The sequence below is a fragment of the Moorena sp. SIO4A5 genome (genome assembly GCF_010672005.1).
GTDB lineage: Bacteria > Cyanobacteriota > Cyanobacteriia > Cyanobacteriales > Coleofasciculaceae > Moorena.
In genome coordinates, this window is the sequence record NZ_JAAHHZ010000052.1 from 29,512 (window position 1) to 45,218 (window position 15,707).

The 15,707-nt window shown below is 44.3% G+C and carries 13 protein-coding genes and 1 pseudogene; 7 read left to right on the plus strand and 7 right to left on the minus strand.

Translation table 11 applies throughout. The features are described from left to right. Positions 1-57: 57 nt before the first annotated feature. The 3 genes from F6K57_RS17525 to dnaE all read left to right on the plus strand — a co-directional run bounded on the left by F6K57_RS17525 (position 58) and on the right by dnaE (position 7,740). Positions 58-3,051, plus strand: a complete 2,994-nt coding sequence (locus F6K57_RS17525; protein WP_293023470.1) for an MFS transporter — start codon at positions 58-60, stop codon at positions 3,049-3,051. 249 nt (positions 3,052-3,300) lie between these two features. Next, the gene (locus tag F6K57_RS17530) at positions 3,301-3,792 is read left to right on the plus strand and encodes a cyclic nucleotide-binding domain-containing protein (protein WP_293023467.1); all 492 of its coding nucleotides are present in this window, start codon (positions 3,301-3,303) and stop codon (positions 3,790-3,792) included. A 108-nt stretch (positions 3,793-3,900) separates the two neighbouring features. Further along, complete coding sequence (gene dnaE / locus F6K57_RS17535; protein ID WP_293069553.1) at positions 3,901-7,740, plus strand: DNA polymerase III subunit alpha; 3,840 nt, start codon at positions 3,901-3,903, stop codon at positions 7,738-7,740. Between the two features lie 166 nt (positions 7,741-7,906). Here dnaE and F6K57_RS17540 read toward each other — a convergent pair whose 3' ends face one another. Together F6K57_RS17540 and F6K57_RS42020 are read right to left on the minus strand one after the other, a co-directional pair. After that, entirely contained in the window at positions 7,907-8,155 is a 249-nt protein-coding gene (locus tag F6K57_RS17540; RefSeq protein WP_293037844.1) for a hypothetical protein, read from the minus strand. A 6-nt stretch (positions 8,156-8,161) separates the two neighbouring features. Further along, positions 8,162-8,257: pseudogene (locus F6K57_RS42020) on the minus strand (calcium-binding protein); the annotation flags it as partial. A 171-nt stretch (positions 8,258-8,428) separates the two neighbouring features. On the opposite strand from F6K57_RS42020, the gene F6K57_RS17545 reads away from it, so the two are divergent. Continuing rightward, positions 8,429-9,010, plus strand: coding sequence for a DUF1997 domain-containing protein (locus F6K57_RS17545; RefSeq protein WP_293023514.1), 582 nt, complete (start codon positions 8,429-8,431; stop codon positions 9,008-9,010). 152 nt (positions 9,011-9,162) lie between these two features. Beyond that, complete coding sequence (locus F6K57_RS17550) at positions 9,163-10,158, plus strand: Gfo/Idh/MocA family oxidoreductase (protein WP_293069555.1); 996 nt, start codon at positions 9,163-9,165, stop codon at positions 10,156-10,158. 125 nt (positions 10,159-10,283) lie between these two features. On the opposite strand, the gene F6K57_RS17555 is transcribed toward F6K57_RS17550, so the two are convergent. Beyond that, on the minus strand, positions 10,284-10,412 hold the full coding sequence (locus F6K57_RS17555; RefSeq protein ID WP_293069557.1) for a hypothetical protein: 129 nt from the start codon (positions 10,410-10,412) through the stop codon (positions 10,284-10,286). A 46-nt stretch (positions 10,413-10,458) separates the two neighbouring features. On the opposite strand from F6K57_RS17555, the gene F6K57_RS17560 reads away from it, so the two are divergent. Both F6K57_RS17560 and F6K57_RS17565 read left to right on the plus strand, forming a co-directional pair. After that, a complete protein-coding gene (locus F6K57_RS17560) occupies positions 10,459-10,614 on the plus strand; it encodes a hypothetical protein (protein WP_293069559.1) in 156 nt (51 codons plus the stop codon). 163 nt (positions 10,615-10,777) lie between these two features. Further along, positions 10,778-10,978, plus strand: a complete 201-nt coding sequence (locus F6K57_RS17565) for a hypothetical protein (protein WP_364303343.1) — start codon at positions 10,778-10,780, stop codon at positions 10,976-10,978. On the opposite strand, the gene F6K57_RS17570 is transcribed toward F6K57_RS17565, so the two are convergent. From F6K57_RS17570 to surE, 4 genes are all read right to left on the minus strand, one after another. Further along, positions 10,970-12,028, minus strand: coding sequence for a GDSL-type esterase/lipase family protein (locus tag F6K57_RS17570; RefSeq protein WP_293069561.1), 1,059 nt, complete (start codon positions 12,026-12,028; stop codon positions 10,970-10,972). The genes F6K57_RS17565 and F6K57_RS17570 overlap by 9 nt on opposite strands. A gap of 223 nt (positions 12,029-12,251) precedes the next feature. Continuing rightward, positions 12,252-12,377: a hypothetical protein gene (locus tag F6K57_RS17575; protein WP_269087049.1), complete on the minus strand. Its 126-nt coding sequence runs from the start codon at positions 12,375-12,377 to the stop codon at positions 12,252-12,254. Positions 12,378-12,441: 64 nt separating this feature from the next. After that, complete coding sequence (locus tag F6K57_RS17580) at positions 12,442-14,358, minus strand: bromoperoxidase (RefSeq protein ID WP_293069563.1); 1,917 nt, start codon at positions 14,356-14,358, stop codon at positions 12,442-12,444. Between the two features lie 425 nt (positions 14,359-14,783). Then, on the minus strand, positions 14,784-15,476 hold the full coding sequence (gene surE / locus F6K57_RS17585; protein WP_293069565.1) for a 5'/3'-nucleotidase SurE: 693 nt from the start codon (positions 15,474-15,476) through the stop codon (positions 14,784-14,786). Positions 15,477-15,707 lie beyond the last annotated feature (231 nt).

The following is a 15,707-nucleotide window of genomic DNA, read 5'->3' on the forward strand; positions in this document are numbered from 1 at the left end:
AGCTTAAAATACCAAGGACTAGTGACGAAGGACTAGTGACGAAGGACGAAGGACTCTATGAAATTGCCATCTCCGACTCGCCTGAAGGGTGACTGGGTTAGAACAATCCTAGAGTGGGTGAATCTTCGCCCAGAAGAAGGCGAGCGGACATTGTTGATGTTCGCCTTCCATACCACCACTTCCATTGGACTGCTTTGGTTAGAGTACAGTGCCATTGCCTTGTTTCTAGAGAAATATGGCGCGAAGTGGTTACCGGTGATTTATATTGCTAGTTCCGTGATCTGCTCTGGGTTGGGAGTATTATACTCCTGGTTGCAGAGCATTTTACCCCTGAGGTCAGTCTTGGTAGCGATCGCAATCCTAGCTGCCTTACCCTTGTTAGTGTTCCGCCTAGGCTTGGAGATTGAGTATGGCTATATTACTGTAGTCACTATCTTTCTATTGCGATTGTGGATGGATGCGGTGTACATCCTCAATGACCTTAATTCCCAGGTAGCGGCTAATCAATTATTCAACATTCGGGAAATTAAGCGTACTTATCCCCTCATCTCCAGTGGACTTTTGGTAGCTGATGTCCTCTCTGGCTTCTCATTACCTCTATTATTGCTGTTAGTGGGACTCAACAATGTGGTGGCTTTTGGGTCTGGCATGATGCTCCTCGGAGCACTGATCTTGGTTTATCTATGTCAGCACTACCAGCAAGCCTTTCCTAACTCCCCAGCACGACAGTGGGAAGAAATGGAGCCAGACTTTGCTGTGCGTCAGCCGAGTCAATCCCTCAGACGGTATGTCATCCCTTTATTTGCCTTTTTTATCTTAGGGGAAGCCCTGTACCTCCTAATTGAATTTCAGTATATGGGTCAATTGGAGGACAAACTGGATAGTTCAGCCATTGCTGGTTTTCTGGGTATATTCAGTGGCACTTTGGGACTTTTTGAACTGGTGACCCAATGGTTTATCTCTAGTCGGGTGATTGATCGCTTTGGTCTTTTCCTAAGCGCTATGGTATTACCTGGTTCTTTATCTGTGATTGGCTTAGTTACCCTAGCTAACATGGCAAGTTGGCTAAATTTTAATATTGGGTTGTTGCCTAGCTGGATAACAGGGCTATTTATTAGTGTAGTCTTACTCCGATTCGTTGATGAACTATTGCGCTTTACTTTAATTGCTAGTGTTCAACCGGTACTCTTCCAAGCCTTACCATCAGGGTTACGCTCTGTGGTGCAGACTACTGTACAAGGGATTGCCAAACCCATGACTACTGGCATTACTGGTCTTGGGATTTTAGCTACCATTGGGCTGCTGGATTGGGCTTTCCCCAATTTTGAGCCATTGCGGCATTGGGTGTTTATTCTAATGGTAGTGATTTTTGCCCTATTATGGCTGCTGAGTACCTGGTTGATGCGGGCTAATTATGGTTCATTGCTGCTGATCAATGCTGAGCAAGGACGTTTGGGTTCTGCCAATACCAATTTGCTGGATACTAAGACCGTCTTTGAGGAAGCGGTAAAGCGACTGAAAACTGAGCCGAAGAACCGCTCTGCTTACATTCAACTGTTGTATCAAATGGCTCCGGAAAAAGCGAGTAAGGTTCTTTCTCCCTTGCTGGGAGAAATGTCTACAGATTTGCAGCGCCAGAGTTTAGAGGTGATGTTGCCCTATCCCAACCCAGATTGTCTAAAAGATGTGTCTGGGTTGATTGATCAAAGACCACCAGTAGAAGTCCTGGCCTTAGCATTGCGCTATCTTTGGCTGGCTCAGGAAGACCTGAATATTCGGACAATTAAGCCTTATCTACAACCGGCTGTTGACCCAACTGTAAGAGCTACAGCAGCTGCATTAATTATGGGTCGGGGTACACCAAAAGAGAAATTTGAAGCCGTCAAAACCCTGCGGCGGATGCTCACCTCAAAAAAAGAGCAAGAACGGTTGATGGGTACCCGAGCTTTGGCAGAGATGGATTACTTGGAATCCTTGGTGGTTTATATTGATGACCTGTTAAGGGATAAGTCATTAAAGGTACGCTGTGCTTGTTTAGAGGTGATTGCTGCTAAAAGATTTGAAAAGTACTATCCGTCTTTAGTCAAGGCACTCTACTACACCTCTACCCGCAATGCTGCTCGTATGGCGTTGGTCAAGCAAGGGGATGAAGCCATTCCTTTATTGAGGGTTTTGTCTGAAGATATTCACAAGCCAGACCCAGTCAGGCGGCAAGCTTGGATGGCTCTCGGTGAGATTGGCAGACTCCAGGCTATAACTCAGAAGGGTACTCCTGAAGCTATGAAGCATTTGGTACAACAGTTGATGAGTAGTTGGGGGACAACCCGTCGTAATATTCTCACGATCCTGCTGAAGATTCCAGGGGAAGTTGGGATTGAAGCGGTGATGAACGAGTTAGGGCGTAGGGTCGTAGAAGCCTTAATTGAGCAAGAATTGATGTTTTTGGGTCAAATTTATGGCGCACTGCTGGATTTGACCTCAAAGAAAATAGCTGGACTGGAGGCAGATTTGCTGCGGCAGGGGCTTAATGATCTTCAACAAGATCTGGTGGATGTGTGTTTCTTACTCATGAAGTTTCTTTATCCATCGAGTGCCATCAAAGCAGCTGAGTTTAATCTAGCATCCCATTCTCGGTCAAACATTGCCCTAGGGTTAGAAATTTTGGATAATACCCTAGATATTCCTAATAAGAAAGTATTTTTGTCAATTTTAGACCGGCGTTCTCTGAAAGAAAAATTAGCTGCCCTAGTGGATTTAGTGCCTTATCAACCCATGAGTGTAAGCGATCGCTTACGTCGGTTAATCGAGTTACGACATTTCTTGTCAGATTGGCCCCTAGCCTGTTGTTTTCATGTGGCCAGAGCAGCACACTGCTCCCTAGCACCAGCAGCGGCTCTGAGTTGCCTACGTCATCCTACCGGTTTTGTGCGGGAAGCGGTTGTGGCTTATCTCAAAGAGATGTCACCTCGTGCTTGTGCAGAGTTGTTGCCAGTGCTTAGGAATGACCCAGATCCCTTGGTAGCTGCTCAAGCACAAGAGATTATCGGATAGTTTGATCAGTATAGTTGCCTATTGTTTGTACACTTTGCTGGCATCATCTCTAATCTCTGATGGCAGTGGACAGTAGACCTAGGGGTGAAATAATGTCTGAAATTACCACAGTACAGTGGTTGAATCTTAATTCCACGTCTAGGTCTAGTTAACCATTAACTATCAACAATTAGCGGTATGGGTTAAACTTGTATTTTACTACACAACGGCTAATCCCTAGCAGCCAACCGCTAACCTAACCGCTAACCAATGTTATCTAGCATTGATCGTTTAATTTTTATCAGGGGTGTCCCAATTTTTCACGAATTGCGGGACGATTTTCTGATGCGACTAGCCTCTGTGATGGACGAGCTAGACTTTCCTTCTAACCATACCATCTTTGCTCAAGGGGAAGAGGGTAGGGAACTTTATATTGTAGTCTCAGGTTTGGTAAGAGTTCACATTGGTGAGCGGAATTTGGCACAGTTCAAGCAAGGAGCCTGCTTTGGGGAGATGTCCTTGTTTGATGCAGAACCTCGTTCCGCTTCTGTGACCACCATCGAACCTTGCCATTGTTTGATGTTGACACAGCTACAACTCTATGATGCCATTGATGAGACACCAGAATTTGCAATTAAGATTATTCGTATGCTGTCCCGCCGTATTCGCGAACTTAACAGAAATTTGAATGCTGATCAGGTTAAAAAAGCACCATCGGATTTGAGAAGGGTCGGAAGTCGTTTAACTGATTTCCGTGCTTAAGATAAGTCCTAGTTTTTTGATACTAGTTTTTTTGGGTACTAGACGTGGCTCGTAGGTCCGTTAATCATTAACTTAATCAGCAACATCGGTTTATAATTAACAGTAACTATGTCTTTTGTTGGTCTACACATTCACAGTGATTATAGCCTACTAGATGGAGCATCTCAGCTACCAGCACTGGTGGATCGAGCTGTTGAGTTGGGAATGCCTGCGATCGCACTGACAGATCATGGTGTGATGTATGGTGCTATTGAACTGATTAAAGTTTGCCTAAAAAAGGGCATTAAGCCGATAATCGGTAACGAAATGTATGTGATTAATGGGGATATTGAGGTCAAGAAGCGTTACCGAAAATATCATCAAGTAGTCTTAGCTAAAGATACCCAAGGCTACAAAAATTTAGTAAAAATAACAACTATTTCTAACCTGAAAGGGATGCAAGGAAAAGGAATTTTTGCTCGTCCCTGTATTAATAAAGAATTACTGGAGCAATATCACGAAGGGTTAATTGTTACTAGTGCTTGTTTGGGGGGTGAAGTTCCCCAAGCTATCCTAAAAGGTGACTTAGATCAAGCCCGTAAAGTAGCTAAGTGGTACCAAGAGGTTTTTGGGGATGATTACTATTTAGAGATTCAAGACCACGGCTCTGTAGAAGACCGAGTGGTTAATGTTGCTATTGTCAAAATCGCTAATGAGTTAGGTATTAAAATTATTGCGACTAATGACTCCCACTTTATCTCCTGCTATGACGTAGAAGCTCATGACGCTTTGCTGTGTATTCAAACCGCTAAACTGGTTACGGAAGAGAAACGGATGCGCTATAGTGGCACGGAGTATCTCAAGTCAGCAGAGGAAATGAAACGGCTGTTTCGAGATCATTTACCGTCGCAGGTGATAGAGGATGCGATCGCAAATACCTTAGAAGTGGCAGATAAAGTCAAGCACTACAATATTATGGGGGAACCTCGCATCCCACACTACAAGGTATCCAAGGATTATACCCCTGACACCTATTTAGAAGAAATTACCTGGAACGGACTGATGAAGCGGCTAAAGTGTCGCTCTCGTAGTGAAATTGATCCAGTGTATAAAGCCCGGCTGGAGTATGAGTTAAAAATGCTCCAGCAGATGGGATTCTCTACCTACTTTTTAGTGGTTTGGGACTACATCAAATATGCCAGAGACAATGATATTCCCGTTGGTCCGGGTCGTGGTTCAGCAGCAGGTTCTCTAGTGGCTTATGCCTTAGAAATTACCAACATTGACCCCGTACATCATGGGCTACTGTTCGAGCGCTTTCTCAATCCAGAGCGGAAATCAATGCCAGATATTGACACAGATTTCTGCATTGAAAGACGGGATGAGGTGATTAAATATGTCACTCATCTTTATGGTGAAGACCGAGTAGCCCAGATTATTACATTTAACCGCATGACCTCTAAAGCGGTATTAAAAGATGTAGCGAGAGTGTTAGGAATTGCTTACCAAGACTCTAATCGTATGGCTAAGATGATTCCAGTGGCGCGAGGTAAGCCAGCCAAACTCTCAGTGATGATTTCTGATCAGACACCAACACCAGAGTTTAAAGAGGCTTACGATCAAGATCCGGAAGTTCGTCGCTGGGTGGATATGGCGATTCGGATTGAAGGGACAAATAAAACCTCTGGTGTCCATGCTGCTGGTGTGGTTATTTCAGCAGACCCTTTAGATGAAATTGTGCCATTACAGCTGAATAATGATGGTGCAGTGATCACCCAGTATTTTATGGAAGACCTGGAAGCTCTGGGACTCCTGAAAATGGATTTTTTGGGACTGAAGAACCTAACGACTATTCAGAAAACCAAAGAGTTAGTTAAAAAGACTAAAAATATTGAACTCGATTTAGATGAGATTCCCCTAGAAGAAATTAAATCTAGGAAAATTTTAGCCAAAGGTGAACAGAAGAAAAAACCCCCATATGTTCAAAAAACTTACGACCTTCTAGAAAAAGGCCAGTTAGAAGGAGTATTCCAATTAGAATCTTCGGGAATGCGTCAGGTGGTGCGAGACCTGAAACCTGACAGTATTGAAGATATTTCTTCAATTCTAGCTCTTTATCGCCCTGGTCCTCTGGATGCTGGTCTGATTCCTCAGTTTATTAATCGTAAACATGGTCGAGAAAAAGTAGAGTATCAACATCCTCTATTAGAGCCTATTTTAAGGGAGACTTATGGAATTCTATGTTTACCGAAAGGTACGTTAATTGATCAGCCCGATGGGTCTTATGTGCCCATTGAGGAAATTAAATCTGGCGACCTAGTATTAACCTCTGATGGTAAACAAGTTTGGCCAGCAAGGGTAGCCAAACAATGGCGCAGTGGTATCAAAGACATCCTGAAAATTACGTTATCTAGTGGTACAGTTATCTATTCCAGTAAAAACCATCGCTTTTTAACACCAGATGGAGACAAATTTGCCTATGAGCTGAAACCAGTAAACCCAGTCGTCAAGAATGCTAATGGTTTGGCTTCTCAAGTTTATGAAAAATTCCCTGGAGCTAGCAAGAGTTTAGACCCGGTGGTGCGTTACGGGACGGGCTGTTCCAAAGCTGGCTACGAGGCGGAAAATCAGGGCGACCCCGTCCCTAACGCACCCTACGGAACTCTACAGGCAACGCTAGCCAGACCGAAAGAGTCACATTACAAGACTTGGGATGTTCGGATAGTTTATGTTACTGCTGTTGAAGAGAGTGGGCAACAGGAGTGTTTTGATCTACAAATGGAGGAACAATCTTCCCCATACTTTCTGGCTCATGGCGTAGTAGTTCATAACTGCTTTCAGGAAAGCATCATGCGGATGGCCCAGGATTTGGCCGGTTATTCTCTAGGTCAAGCGGATTTACTGAGGCGGTGTTTGAGTGGATCAACTGAGATCGTGGATCCAGCAACCGGTCGTTTAGTTTCCCTGAGGGAGATTGCTTCTAAATCTAGTTACTGGTTGGGACGAAAGGTTTTTTCCCTGGATTTAAAGACCAAAAAAATTACCCAACGACCAATTATCGAAATTCATCCTAATGGGATTCGTGATGTTTGGGAGATTACTACCAAAACTAACCGCCACATTCGCGCAACGGATGATCATCTTTTCTACACCACTCTAGGATGGAAGCCTCTGAAGGAGTTTACCATAGGAAGCCCGATCGGTTTAGCGAAAACATTACCAATTAGCTATACTCGTGAACTATCGAATAGTAAAGGTAAGCTAACTGATAATATCATTAGACTTCTTTCAGAAGTTGGTAACAGGGAAAGGGTAACAGGGAACAGTGGACAAGAATTAACGCAAACAGTTGCGACTCGGAGTTTAGCACGTCACCAAGGCATTGCTGACTCAGATATTTTATGGGATGAGATTGTTGAACTGAAGTATCTTGGCCAAGAGGAGGTTTTTGATTTAAGTATTGCTGAAACTCATAACTTTATTGCCAATGACTTTATTGCTCACAATTGTATGGGTAAGAAGAAAGTGGCTGAGATGCAGAAGCATCGGGAAATTTTTATTGATGGTTCAACCAAAAATGGCGTGACTCAAGACATAGCTGAAGAGTTATTTGACCAAATGATTAAATTTGCTGAATATTGTCTCAGCTATGATACCGAAATTATAACAGTAGAGTATGGGCCGATGGCGATTGGTGAGATTGTCGAAAAAGGTATCCTATGTACTGTTTATAGCGTTGATAGTAATGGCTATGTTTATACCCAACCTATTGCTCAGTGGCATAACCGGGGAGAGCAAGAGGTGTTTGAATATATTCTCGAAGATGGCTCAGTGATTCGAGCCACAAACGATCATAAATTTATGACGATTGATGGTCAAATGTTGGCAATTGATCAGATATTTGAGGGAGGATTGGAGTTGAAACAGTTAGGGGAGTTGCCTTTAGGGTTAGTTGAGAAAGTTAGTTAATGTTTATGTAGTTTTGTGTAAGCATTCAGCTTATGCGCATTGCGCATTGGCGCACGCTACGCGAACGGCGCACCCTAGGCAAACGGGAACAGTCTACATAGGTAAGCATTCGTTTAATCTCTATTACAGAAAGCTGATGGCTGATAGCTGAATGCTTAGATAACTACTAACTATTAATACTGAAAATCACATCGTTACCGCCACCACCAAGAATATCATCACCATCTCCGCCATCTAGATAATTATTACCTTCTGTTGTCGAGGAAGACGAAAATGCAATGGCGATCATATCATTTTTAGGGTTGATAGTAATAGCTAATTCTCCGTAAAGGCTATCATCGCCACTACCACCAATTAGTCTATCATCTCCACGCTCACCAGCGATCGCATCATTACCTGCGTTGCCGTTAAGCAAATCATTGCCATTTTTGCCATCAATTAGATCATTACCATCCCCACCGTTAATAGTATCGTTACTATCCCCACCGGTCAGAGTATCAGTAACCGTTGAGGGAATCGTGGAAGCAGAAAAAGACGATTAAAAATCGATAGAAAAATCTCTAGAAAACAAAAAAAAGTATTCTCTGGGGTAGCATACTCCGGTAAAATGAAAAGTATAATACCAAAACTGAAGAATTGTAAACTAATATTAAGTAAAGCCATACATCGATTGAGTGTTTTTTCCTCTATGACCACCCAGTTTTTTGCTTCCCAGTGTGTGGAAATGACTGTGCCACAGGAATCTGTGCCGATTCAGCACTACTTGCGTCAGCCGGAACGGATAGTTTATGCGATCGCAGACCTGAATCGCATCCAACAACTGACTCAGAAGCGTTTTCGCCTGAAAATGAATCCATTACACTTTATGTCCTTGACATTTCAGCCCACGGTAGATCTAGAAGTGTGGGCAGAATCTGACGCTACTGTTCATCTGAGGTCTGTCGGTTGTGAAATTATAGGATTGGACTACATCAATCAACGCTTTGCACTGCAATTAACCGGAAAACTGCATCCTTGGGAAGATCACGGAGTGACTAAGCTCACCGGTAGAGCGGATTTAACTGTCAAGGTTGATGTGCCCTTACCTTTTTCCCTTACTCCCAAGCCAATCTTAGAAACCACTGGCAATGGTTTGCTCAAAAGCGTTTTGGTCAGGATTAAGCAAACGTTGATGAACCAGCTGTTATTGGATTATCGTCAATGGGCTAACAACGGCACCCAAACAAATATATATACCCAGCACCAACCACCAGGAGCTCCCGCCACCTGATCTAGCAATCGGTGTGGGAGATGGGGAGATGGGGAGATGGGGAGATGGGGAGATGGGGAGATGGGGAAAACTATACCATAAGTGCTCTTGATTTCTCTGACAGTTATTTCGTCGTTAACCATTAACCATTAACCCTTCATAATTCATTTCTTGTGATAAAAACTATTACTAATCTCCCAATTAAAGCTGGTATAGTTGGTACTGGGTTTGCGGCTAAGCTACGAGCGCAGACATTGCAAACGGATTCGCGATCGCATTTAGTGGCTGTCTGTGGTCATACCCCTGCCAAAACCCAAGAGTTTGCTGAAACCCACGGCACTACAGTGGTGGATTCCTGGCAGCAATTGGTAGAACACCCGGAGCTTGATCTAGTATTTATTAGCACGATTAATCGGGATCATGGCAAAATTGCCCGTGCTGCCCTTAATGCCGGGAAACATGTTGTCACTGAATATCCCCTTTCCCTTGACCCCAAAGATGCCGAATCCCTGATTACCCTTGCCAACGCTAAGGGCAAGCTCCTCCATGTAGAACATATTGAGCTTTTAGGGGGCTTGCATCAAGCCTTGCGCCAATCCTTGCCCAAAATTGGTCAACCGGTTTATGCCCGTTACGTAACTATTGCCCCCAAACACCCTGCACCCCGCAGCTGGACATACAATCTGGAACTATTTGGCTTTCCCTTCATTGGTGCTCTTTCTCGCATTCACCGCTTTACAGACTTGTTTGGTGAAGTCGCTTCTGTGTATTGTCAATCCCAGTTTTGGGATGCTGGTGATCAGTACTTTACTGCCTGTCTATGTAATGCCCAACTGCGCTTTACTAGTGGTCTAATCGCAGATATTACTTATGGTAAAGGGGAAATGTTCTGGCAGAGGTTACGGAATTTTGAAGTCCATGGAGACCAAGGCACACTGCTGTTTGAGGGAGACCAAGGAAATCTGATTAAGGCAGAGGAAAGCAAACCAATTGAAGTAGCAGGGCGACGGGGTTTGTTTCTGAAAGATACCGCTATGGTCATTGACCATCTAGTTAAAGGAACACCCCTGTATGTCTCGACCGTAGATAGTTGTTATACTCTCAAAGTGGCAGATGCATTACGTCAGTCCGCAGCTACAGGTAATGCGATCGCTCTTAGCGGAAGCTGAGGCCTTTGGCCACGCTTCGCGAACGCTTCATCGCGTAGCGTGACCAAAGGTCAATCGCTTTAATTGAGTCTTAAGCTATCAGCTATCAGCTATCAGCTATCAGCTATCAGCTATCAGCTTATTGATCACAGCGTCGTTCGCACAGCGTGGCCATTCGCGTAGCGTGGCCAAAGGCCAAGGCCAAAGCCTGTGCCACTGTACAAGAGGTGCTTTTTAATAAAATAAGCTGACCGCTGAAGGCTTAGACTTATCATTTTAAATCATTTATACCCATAAAAATATATAGCGTTTCTCATAGCTATGAGGTACACATTATTTGTTCCCTGTTCCCTGTTCCCTGTTCCCTGTTCCCTGCTCCCTAAAACCCAGATATTTGTACCTCATGGATATAAGAATTGCAATACCACAAAATCGACAACAACTTTGTATAAATTACCTAAACTATATAAATCGTAACAAATATTTTAAACTTCATTACAAAATCAGATATGCCGTTGGGATACCATGATATCTTCTGTAACATACATCGAGTCGCGGTTCCTATGGGCTGATTGGACACGCAGCTTTCCCGCTCTCGAACTACCTAATGGTTAAGTTAGACAAGGAGGACACTTTGGATTTGCATTCTACTCAACCCCACAATGATCATGCTTGTGAAGGCATTAGCGATTATGTCGCGGAGCTTCAGTTTCACATGGCACTCCACGCCCGCAAATTAGTTCCTAACCTCACTAAAGCAGCAGATAGTAGAGAGCAACTATTGCAGCAAACCCAAGCTAATTTTGAAAAACTAGTTTCCCGACAATCCCGTTCACAGTGATAAAGCCTTAGCTCGATTTGCAGCAATCAACGATTCTGTATACTGTAGCGCCTCTTGCCAAACCTGATAGCCAAGAGGCGTTAAGTGTATGCCATCGGTTGTCAAGTTGTGCTGCATCTGACCTTTACTATCAGTAAACAACTTGTGAAGATTGAGATAGGCTGCTCCTTCTTGTTGAGCAATCTTAGCAATTTGTTGATTAAGATTACGAATGCGCTGATTAGAAATAGCAGTAGCTCGTGTCGGTAAAATCGATTGGATAATCAGTTGAGCTTGTGGGTGATTTTGCCGCAATTGACGAGTAATCTGGCGCAGGTTGTTGAGAATAACTTGATCGGTTTTCCCCTGACGCAAATCATTGATACCTGCCATCACATAAATTGTATCAGGACGAGTCTGGGAAAATGCCGATAATCGACTCAAAATTTGACTGGTATTCTCACCAGAAATACCTTGATTGAGCCAAAGTTGATAGTTAGGTAATCCCTGTGCGGGTAACCACAAACTTAGGGAATCTCCCACTACCATAGACAGACGATTGTTACCCTGTCCGTAGGTAACAGCTCTGGCTTCCTGTGCCAGGAGTTGTTTCCATTGCTGATAGGTAGGTTTTGTGAGAGGGACTCCTTTGTGATTTAATCCCTTTGCCCAAAACGATGAGAAACTATGAGCAGGTAAGCGAGTATAAAGTTTGCCAGCTCTGAGGGCAGCTAATCGTTGGTAATACAGTTCCGTTCCCGACTTTGGTGAAGGAGTAGCAGGTCGATAGTTGGGTAAACGTTGCTGATACTTTATTTGCTGATACTTTAATAATTTAGCAGGGCTACGTTTCTGCCATTGACTACTAAATTGAGGAGAGGAGTTTTCTACAGTGGTTTCTACAGTAGGGACAATCTTATGACTAACCCCAGCCTGCAATGCTTTATTAGCTGTTGAAACTAACAGGCTTGAGAGGCTATCTGAGGGATTGGCAGGTAGGGGTGGTGGTGGTGGAGCAGACATTGCTCCTCCAGTCAATAGACTTGTTGTTAACAGATATAAATTGCTCATAATTTGCCCACTTTCCTCTCTATACTCTTTTCACATCAAGCAATGGAGGAAATCCGGACAAATTTAAAGCGTTTCTAATATTGTGTCAGGATAATGGCGTTGCTGAATGTTTGAATGAATATGAGTAGAGTGGGCATCCTGCCCGCCCGGAAATATATTGAAACTGGCAAGATGCCAGTTCCACGCAAGATGCCCATTCCACAAAACTCTTAAAATCATTCCATTATTCAGCAACGCCAACATAATTACCCTTAATCAAATCTCCCCATCTCCCCATCTCCCCATCTCCCCATCTCCCCATCTCCCCATCTTCCCATCTCCCCATCTCCCCATCTCCCCATCTCCCCATCTCCCCATCTCCTTAATGATGGGTATTCAAAGAAATCCCCATCATTCATTAAGGAAGGGATAGCTTAACGGGCACCGATCCGAATCACGTCTCCATCGAAGGTTGGCAGAGACAGCACAAAGGGATCAGTGGAATAGGTCAATGCTTGTTCTTCTAACATACCGATGGCAATTTCTTCACCCATGCGCAAACTATCATAGTAGTCAGTAAAATAGTGAACGCCAGCCATATTGCGACCAATGGAAATATTGGCAGCCAGCTTGTTCAACTCACCCTCCAGAGTCAAAAAATCCCTCGTACGCTCTGAAACAAGTGTCGCCTCACCTTTCTTATAGGCAGACAGATCAGGGGCACGGAACACAATTCCCTGATCTTTGGGGCTATAGCGTTTAAATCTGATCTGTGTCCTTGGTTGTCCCGGTTTTGAGTTTTTGACTGGTGTTTCTACTAAAACTGCACTGGTATCAAAGAATGCCTTAAGCATGGTCACACATGCCCCAGCAACAGCGGCATGTCCTGCACCATAGGCAGGGTGCATGGGAGACCCTTCAGGAAATGCCATTGGTAGTAGATAAGTCTGTGATCTAGAGCGATTTTGATTGGCTAGTTCCAAAATCGACTTGAGAGTACCGTTACTTTCTAGTTCACGTTCAAACCTTCTAATGTACTTGATTAATGCTCTGGGTACACTAGCTTTAGCTTCATTAGGTAGCTCTTGAAATCGCCGTAATAGTTCAATCCGGGCTGCCAATGCCTCTGGTCGCAGGCGAATATGGTTATTGAACTTCTGGAAGCGAACAGCTTTGAGTGCTCGTGTGGCTACTTCAGTAACCAAAGTTAAGATGTGTGGACCGCCGTAGAGGGCAAAACCAGCGGCATTGCGACGGGTTGCTGGATTACCTGCTGCCACACCACCCCCAGAAAGATGATCAAAACCAGGATCGAAGGGTGTTTGCATCCCCAGGAGAATGATGCAAGCGTTGAGATACGCTTCATAGAGAGCATCGTAATGAACATAAGTAGCTAAATCTCGGGGAGTGGAGATAAACCGACGAGCTGGACGATCTGGTAGCTTAGGGTTTTGATCATTCTCTAAAACATAGCTTTCTCTGTCTTGCTTAATCCCACGCTGAACCAAGACATAGTCTTCCATGTTGGTCATGTAATCTAGGTTAGGTGTTGCAATGGGAACCTTTTGATCAATTTGCAAAGCACCATAGGTAATTTTCCCTTCTGCAACGTTGCCACCACCATTGAGATCAACATTACCTATCAGTAGAAACTGAGAGAGATAGGGACCGACTTCCACTCCTGGAGAAGAGCCTCGGAATACGGTTTGCTCATCAAGCCTGCCTTTGGAATTCACCTTCCGAGGTCGTCCAGTTTGGTTGCGAATATAGTCGAGGGCATTGAGACGATTGATTGAACTCTCGATTTTGCTATTCGCTCCTCTTTTCTCAAAGTCATTGAGGGGCTGATCCCGCAGTATGGCTAATTCGTAGACTTCTGCTATCTCAAAAATTAGCTCTGGGTTAGCCTTACCGTTAGCATCGATTAACGGTGGTGCCGGAGGCATGGTAACTGCTTGTGGATCTGGTCCGTTTAGCTCAAAGACAACCCCTGCAGTTGGTGCTTCCCATTGTCTAAATTGCTCAAGCAGATCAGGGTCAGTCTCAGGCTTAATAGTGTAGTCTTGACCTGTAAATACTACCTCAAATTTGGCACCATGACGTACCCGATCAGAGAAGGGATCAATAAAGCCATCATCCACTGCACGGCGAAACTTGACAAAATCCAGTGGGTCTTGTAGTAGCCCTGTATCAGGGTTGTGAGGTAGCCCTTTGGTAAAGGACATAAAATACTGATCATCAGCATGTCGCTGTTCATCCCCATTGGCTTTATGGGTAGGATAGTCTCGACTTCTGGCTAGTTTTGCAGCGTCAAGGCGAACCTCAAAGGACTTCTCTGAACGATTTGCCATGGGAATCTCCTTAGGAAAAAGAATTTTGATATGTTTTGAAGATGTCTATTCAAATGTACAAAGTAATTTATGACTCTGGCAGTACCCACAAGGGTACTTTTTTCACCAAAAAAAATGGGTTGGTTTGTAAGCATTTAGCCCTTAGCTGACAGCATGATAGCTGACAGCTAAGGGCTGAAAATAAATCTCTTGCGAGAGAATTTTATACTTCGAGATTTTAGAGAATTGAAAGTCTAGAGAAAAGCCCAAGGCCAACGGCTGAGGGGTGACTGCACCTCAAGTAGCGTGCGTGGCACAGGCTTCTAGCCTGTGAAGTAGGGCATATGCTTACGCAGAATCTAGGCAGGAAAAGCCTTTGAAGAGTATGTTGAATGGGTTTTCCCTGACCTTAGGATAAATGTTATAACGGGCTTATTTGACAAAATTTACCATAAACTAACCTGAGCGATCGCAATATTTCCTGACAAACACACATCAACGTCTGTTCCTGAATCAGATTTGCGGTTGATGTCATCTCCCACATAAAGATATCCGTCCTCTTGCTTTACAAATTCTGTCAGTAGAGGACGGGTACAGAGGGAACAAAAGACTATCTCTGGCTCGGGTGCGTCTGGTTCTAGGTGGGGAAAGTTGACGCTCCAGAAGGTGCCAGGGTCAGACGGTTGGTCTAATAACTTGTGCAACACCCGAACCGTCCATTCCGTCGCCAGCTCCCAGTCTATCTCCCAGTCAGTTCTCTTAAAATGAGAAAAAGCGATCGCGTTCAGACGGTGTATTGTGGCCTCTCTAGCCGCCGCTATGGTTCCTGAGGGATAAATGTCCGAGCCCAGATTGCAGCCCCCATTAATCCCAGAGACAACAAACTCGATATCGTCGTAGAGATAGTTGACTCCCAGACGCACACAATCAGCGGGCGTACTGTCTACACTCACCTCAGTCTGCGATCGCCATTCCACTGGAATCACTGTGCGAATATTGACCCGATGGCCACAGCCGGACTGGTGGTATTTAGGAGCAACTACCGCAATGCGATCGCTTGTTACTTGGAATAATGCTTTGTGCAATGCGTGAATGCCGGGAGCATCAATCCCATCATCATTGGTTACTAAAAAAGCCATAATCCCAGCTCCACCGATAAACAAAATGAGGATAGCAGATCAGTGAGAGCAAATACCATCTCTACTGACCTACTAACCACTTAAAGTATCAAGAAGCTACAAAAGCTAGAGTCTGGTTGCGTCTAACCACATCACCCCAAATAGGTCATGACCCACACCATAGCCTGGTTGCTGAGTTGCCTCCAATTTCCGCAACACTTGAGCTAGCATAGACTCGACCTTCTGTCGGTA

What these genes read in the sequence shown, in the direction of transcription:
- F6K57_RS17570 (WP_293069561.1), bottom strand. Translation starts at nt 12,028, where the DNA reads ATGAGCAATTTATATCTGTTAACAACAAGTCTATTGACTGGAGGAGCA.
- F6K57_RS17575 (WP_269087049.1), bottom strand. Translation starts at nt 12,377, where the DNA reads ATGGGGAGATGGGGAGATGGGGAGATGGGGAGATGGGAAGATGGGGAG.
- F6K57_RS17560 (WP_293069559.1), top strand. Translation starts at nt 10,459, where the DNA reads ATGAGGTACACATTATTTGTTCCCTGTTCCCTGTTCCCTGTTCCCTGT.
- F6K57_RS17555 (WP_293069557.1), bottom strand. Translation starts at nt 10,412, where the DNA reads ATGATAAGTCTAAGCCTTCAGCGGTCAGCTTATTTTATTAAAAAGCAC.
- F6K57_RS17530 (WP_293023467.1), top strand. Translation starts at nt 3,301, where the DNA reads ATGTTATCTAGCATTGATCGTTTAATTTTTATCAGGGGTGTCCCAATT.
- dnaE (WP_293069553.1), top strand. Translation starts at nt 3,901, where the DNA reads ATGTCTTTTGTTGGTCTACACATTCACAGTGATTATAGCCTACTAGAT.
- F6K57_RS17545 (WP_293023514.1), top strand. Translation starts at nt 8,429, where the DNA reads ATGACCACCCAGTTTTTTGCTTCCCAGTGTGTGGAAATGACTGTGCCA.
- F6K57_RS17525 (WP_293023470.1), top strand. Translation starts at nt 58, where the DNA reads ATGAAATTGCCATCTCCGACTCGCCTGAAGGGTGACTGGGTTAGAACA.
- F6K57_RS17580 (WP_293069563.1), bottom strand. Translation starts at nt 14,358, where the DNA reads ATGGCAAATCGTTCAGAGAAGTCCTTTGAGGTTCGCCTTGACGCTGCA.
- surE (WP_293069565.1), bottom strand. Translation starts at nt 15,476, where the DNA reads ATGGCTTTTTTAGTAACCAATGATGATGGGATTGATGCTCCCGGCATT.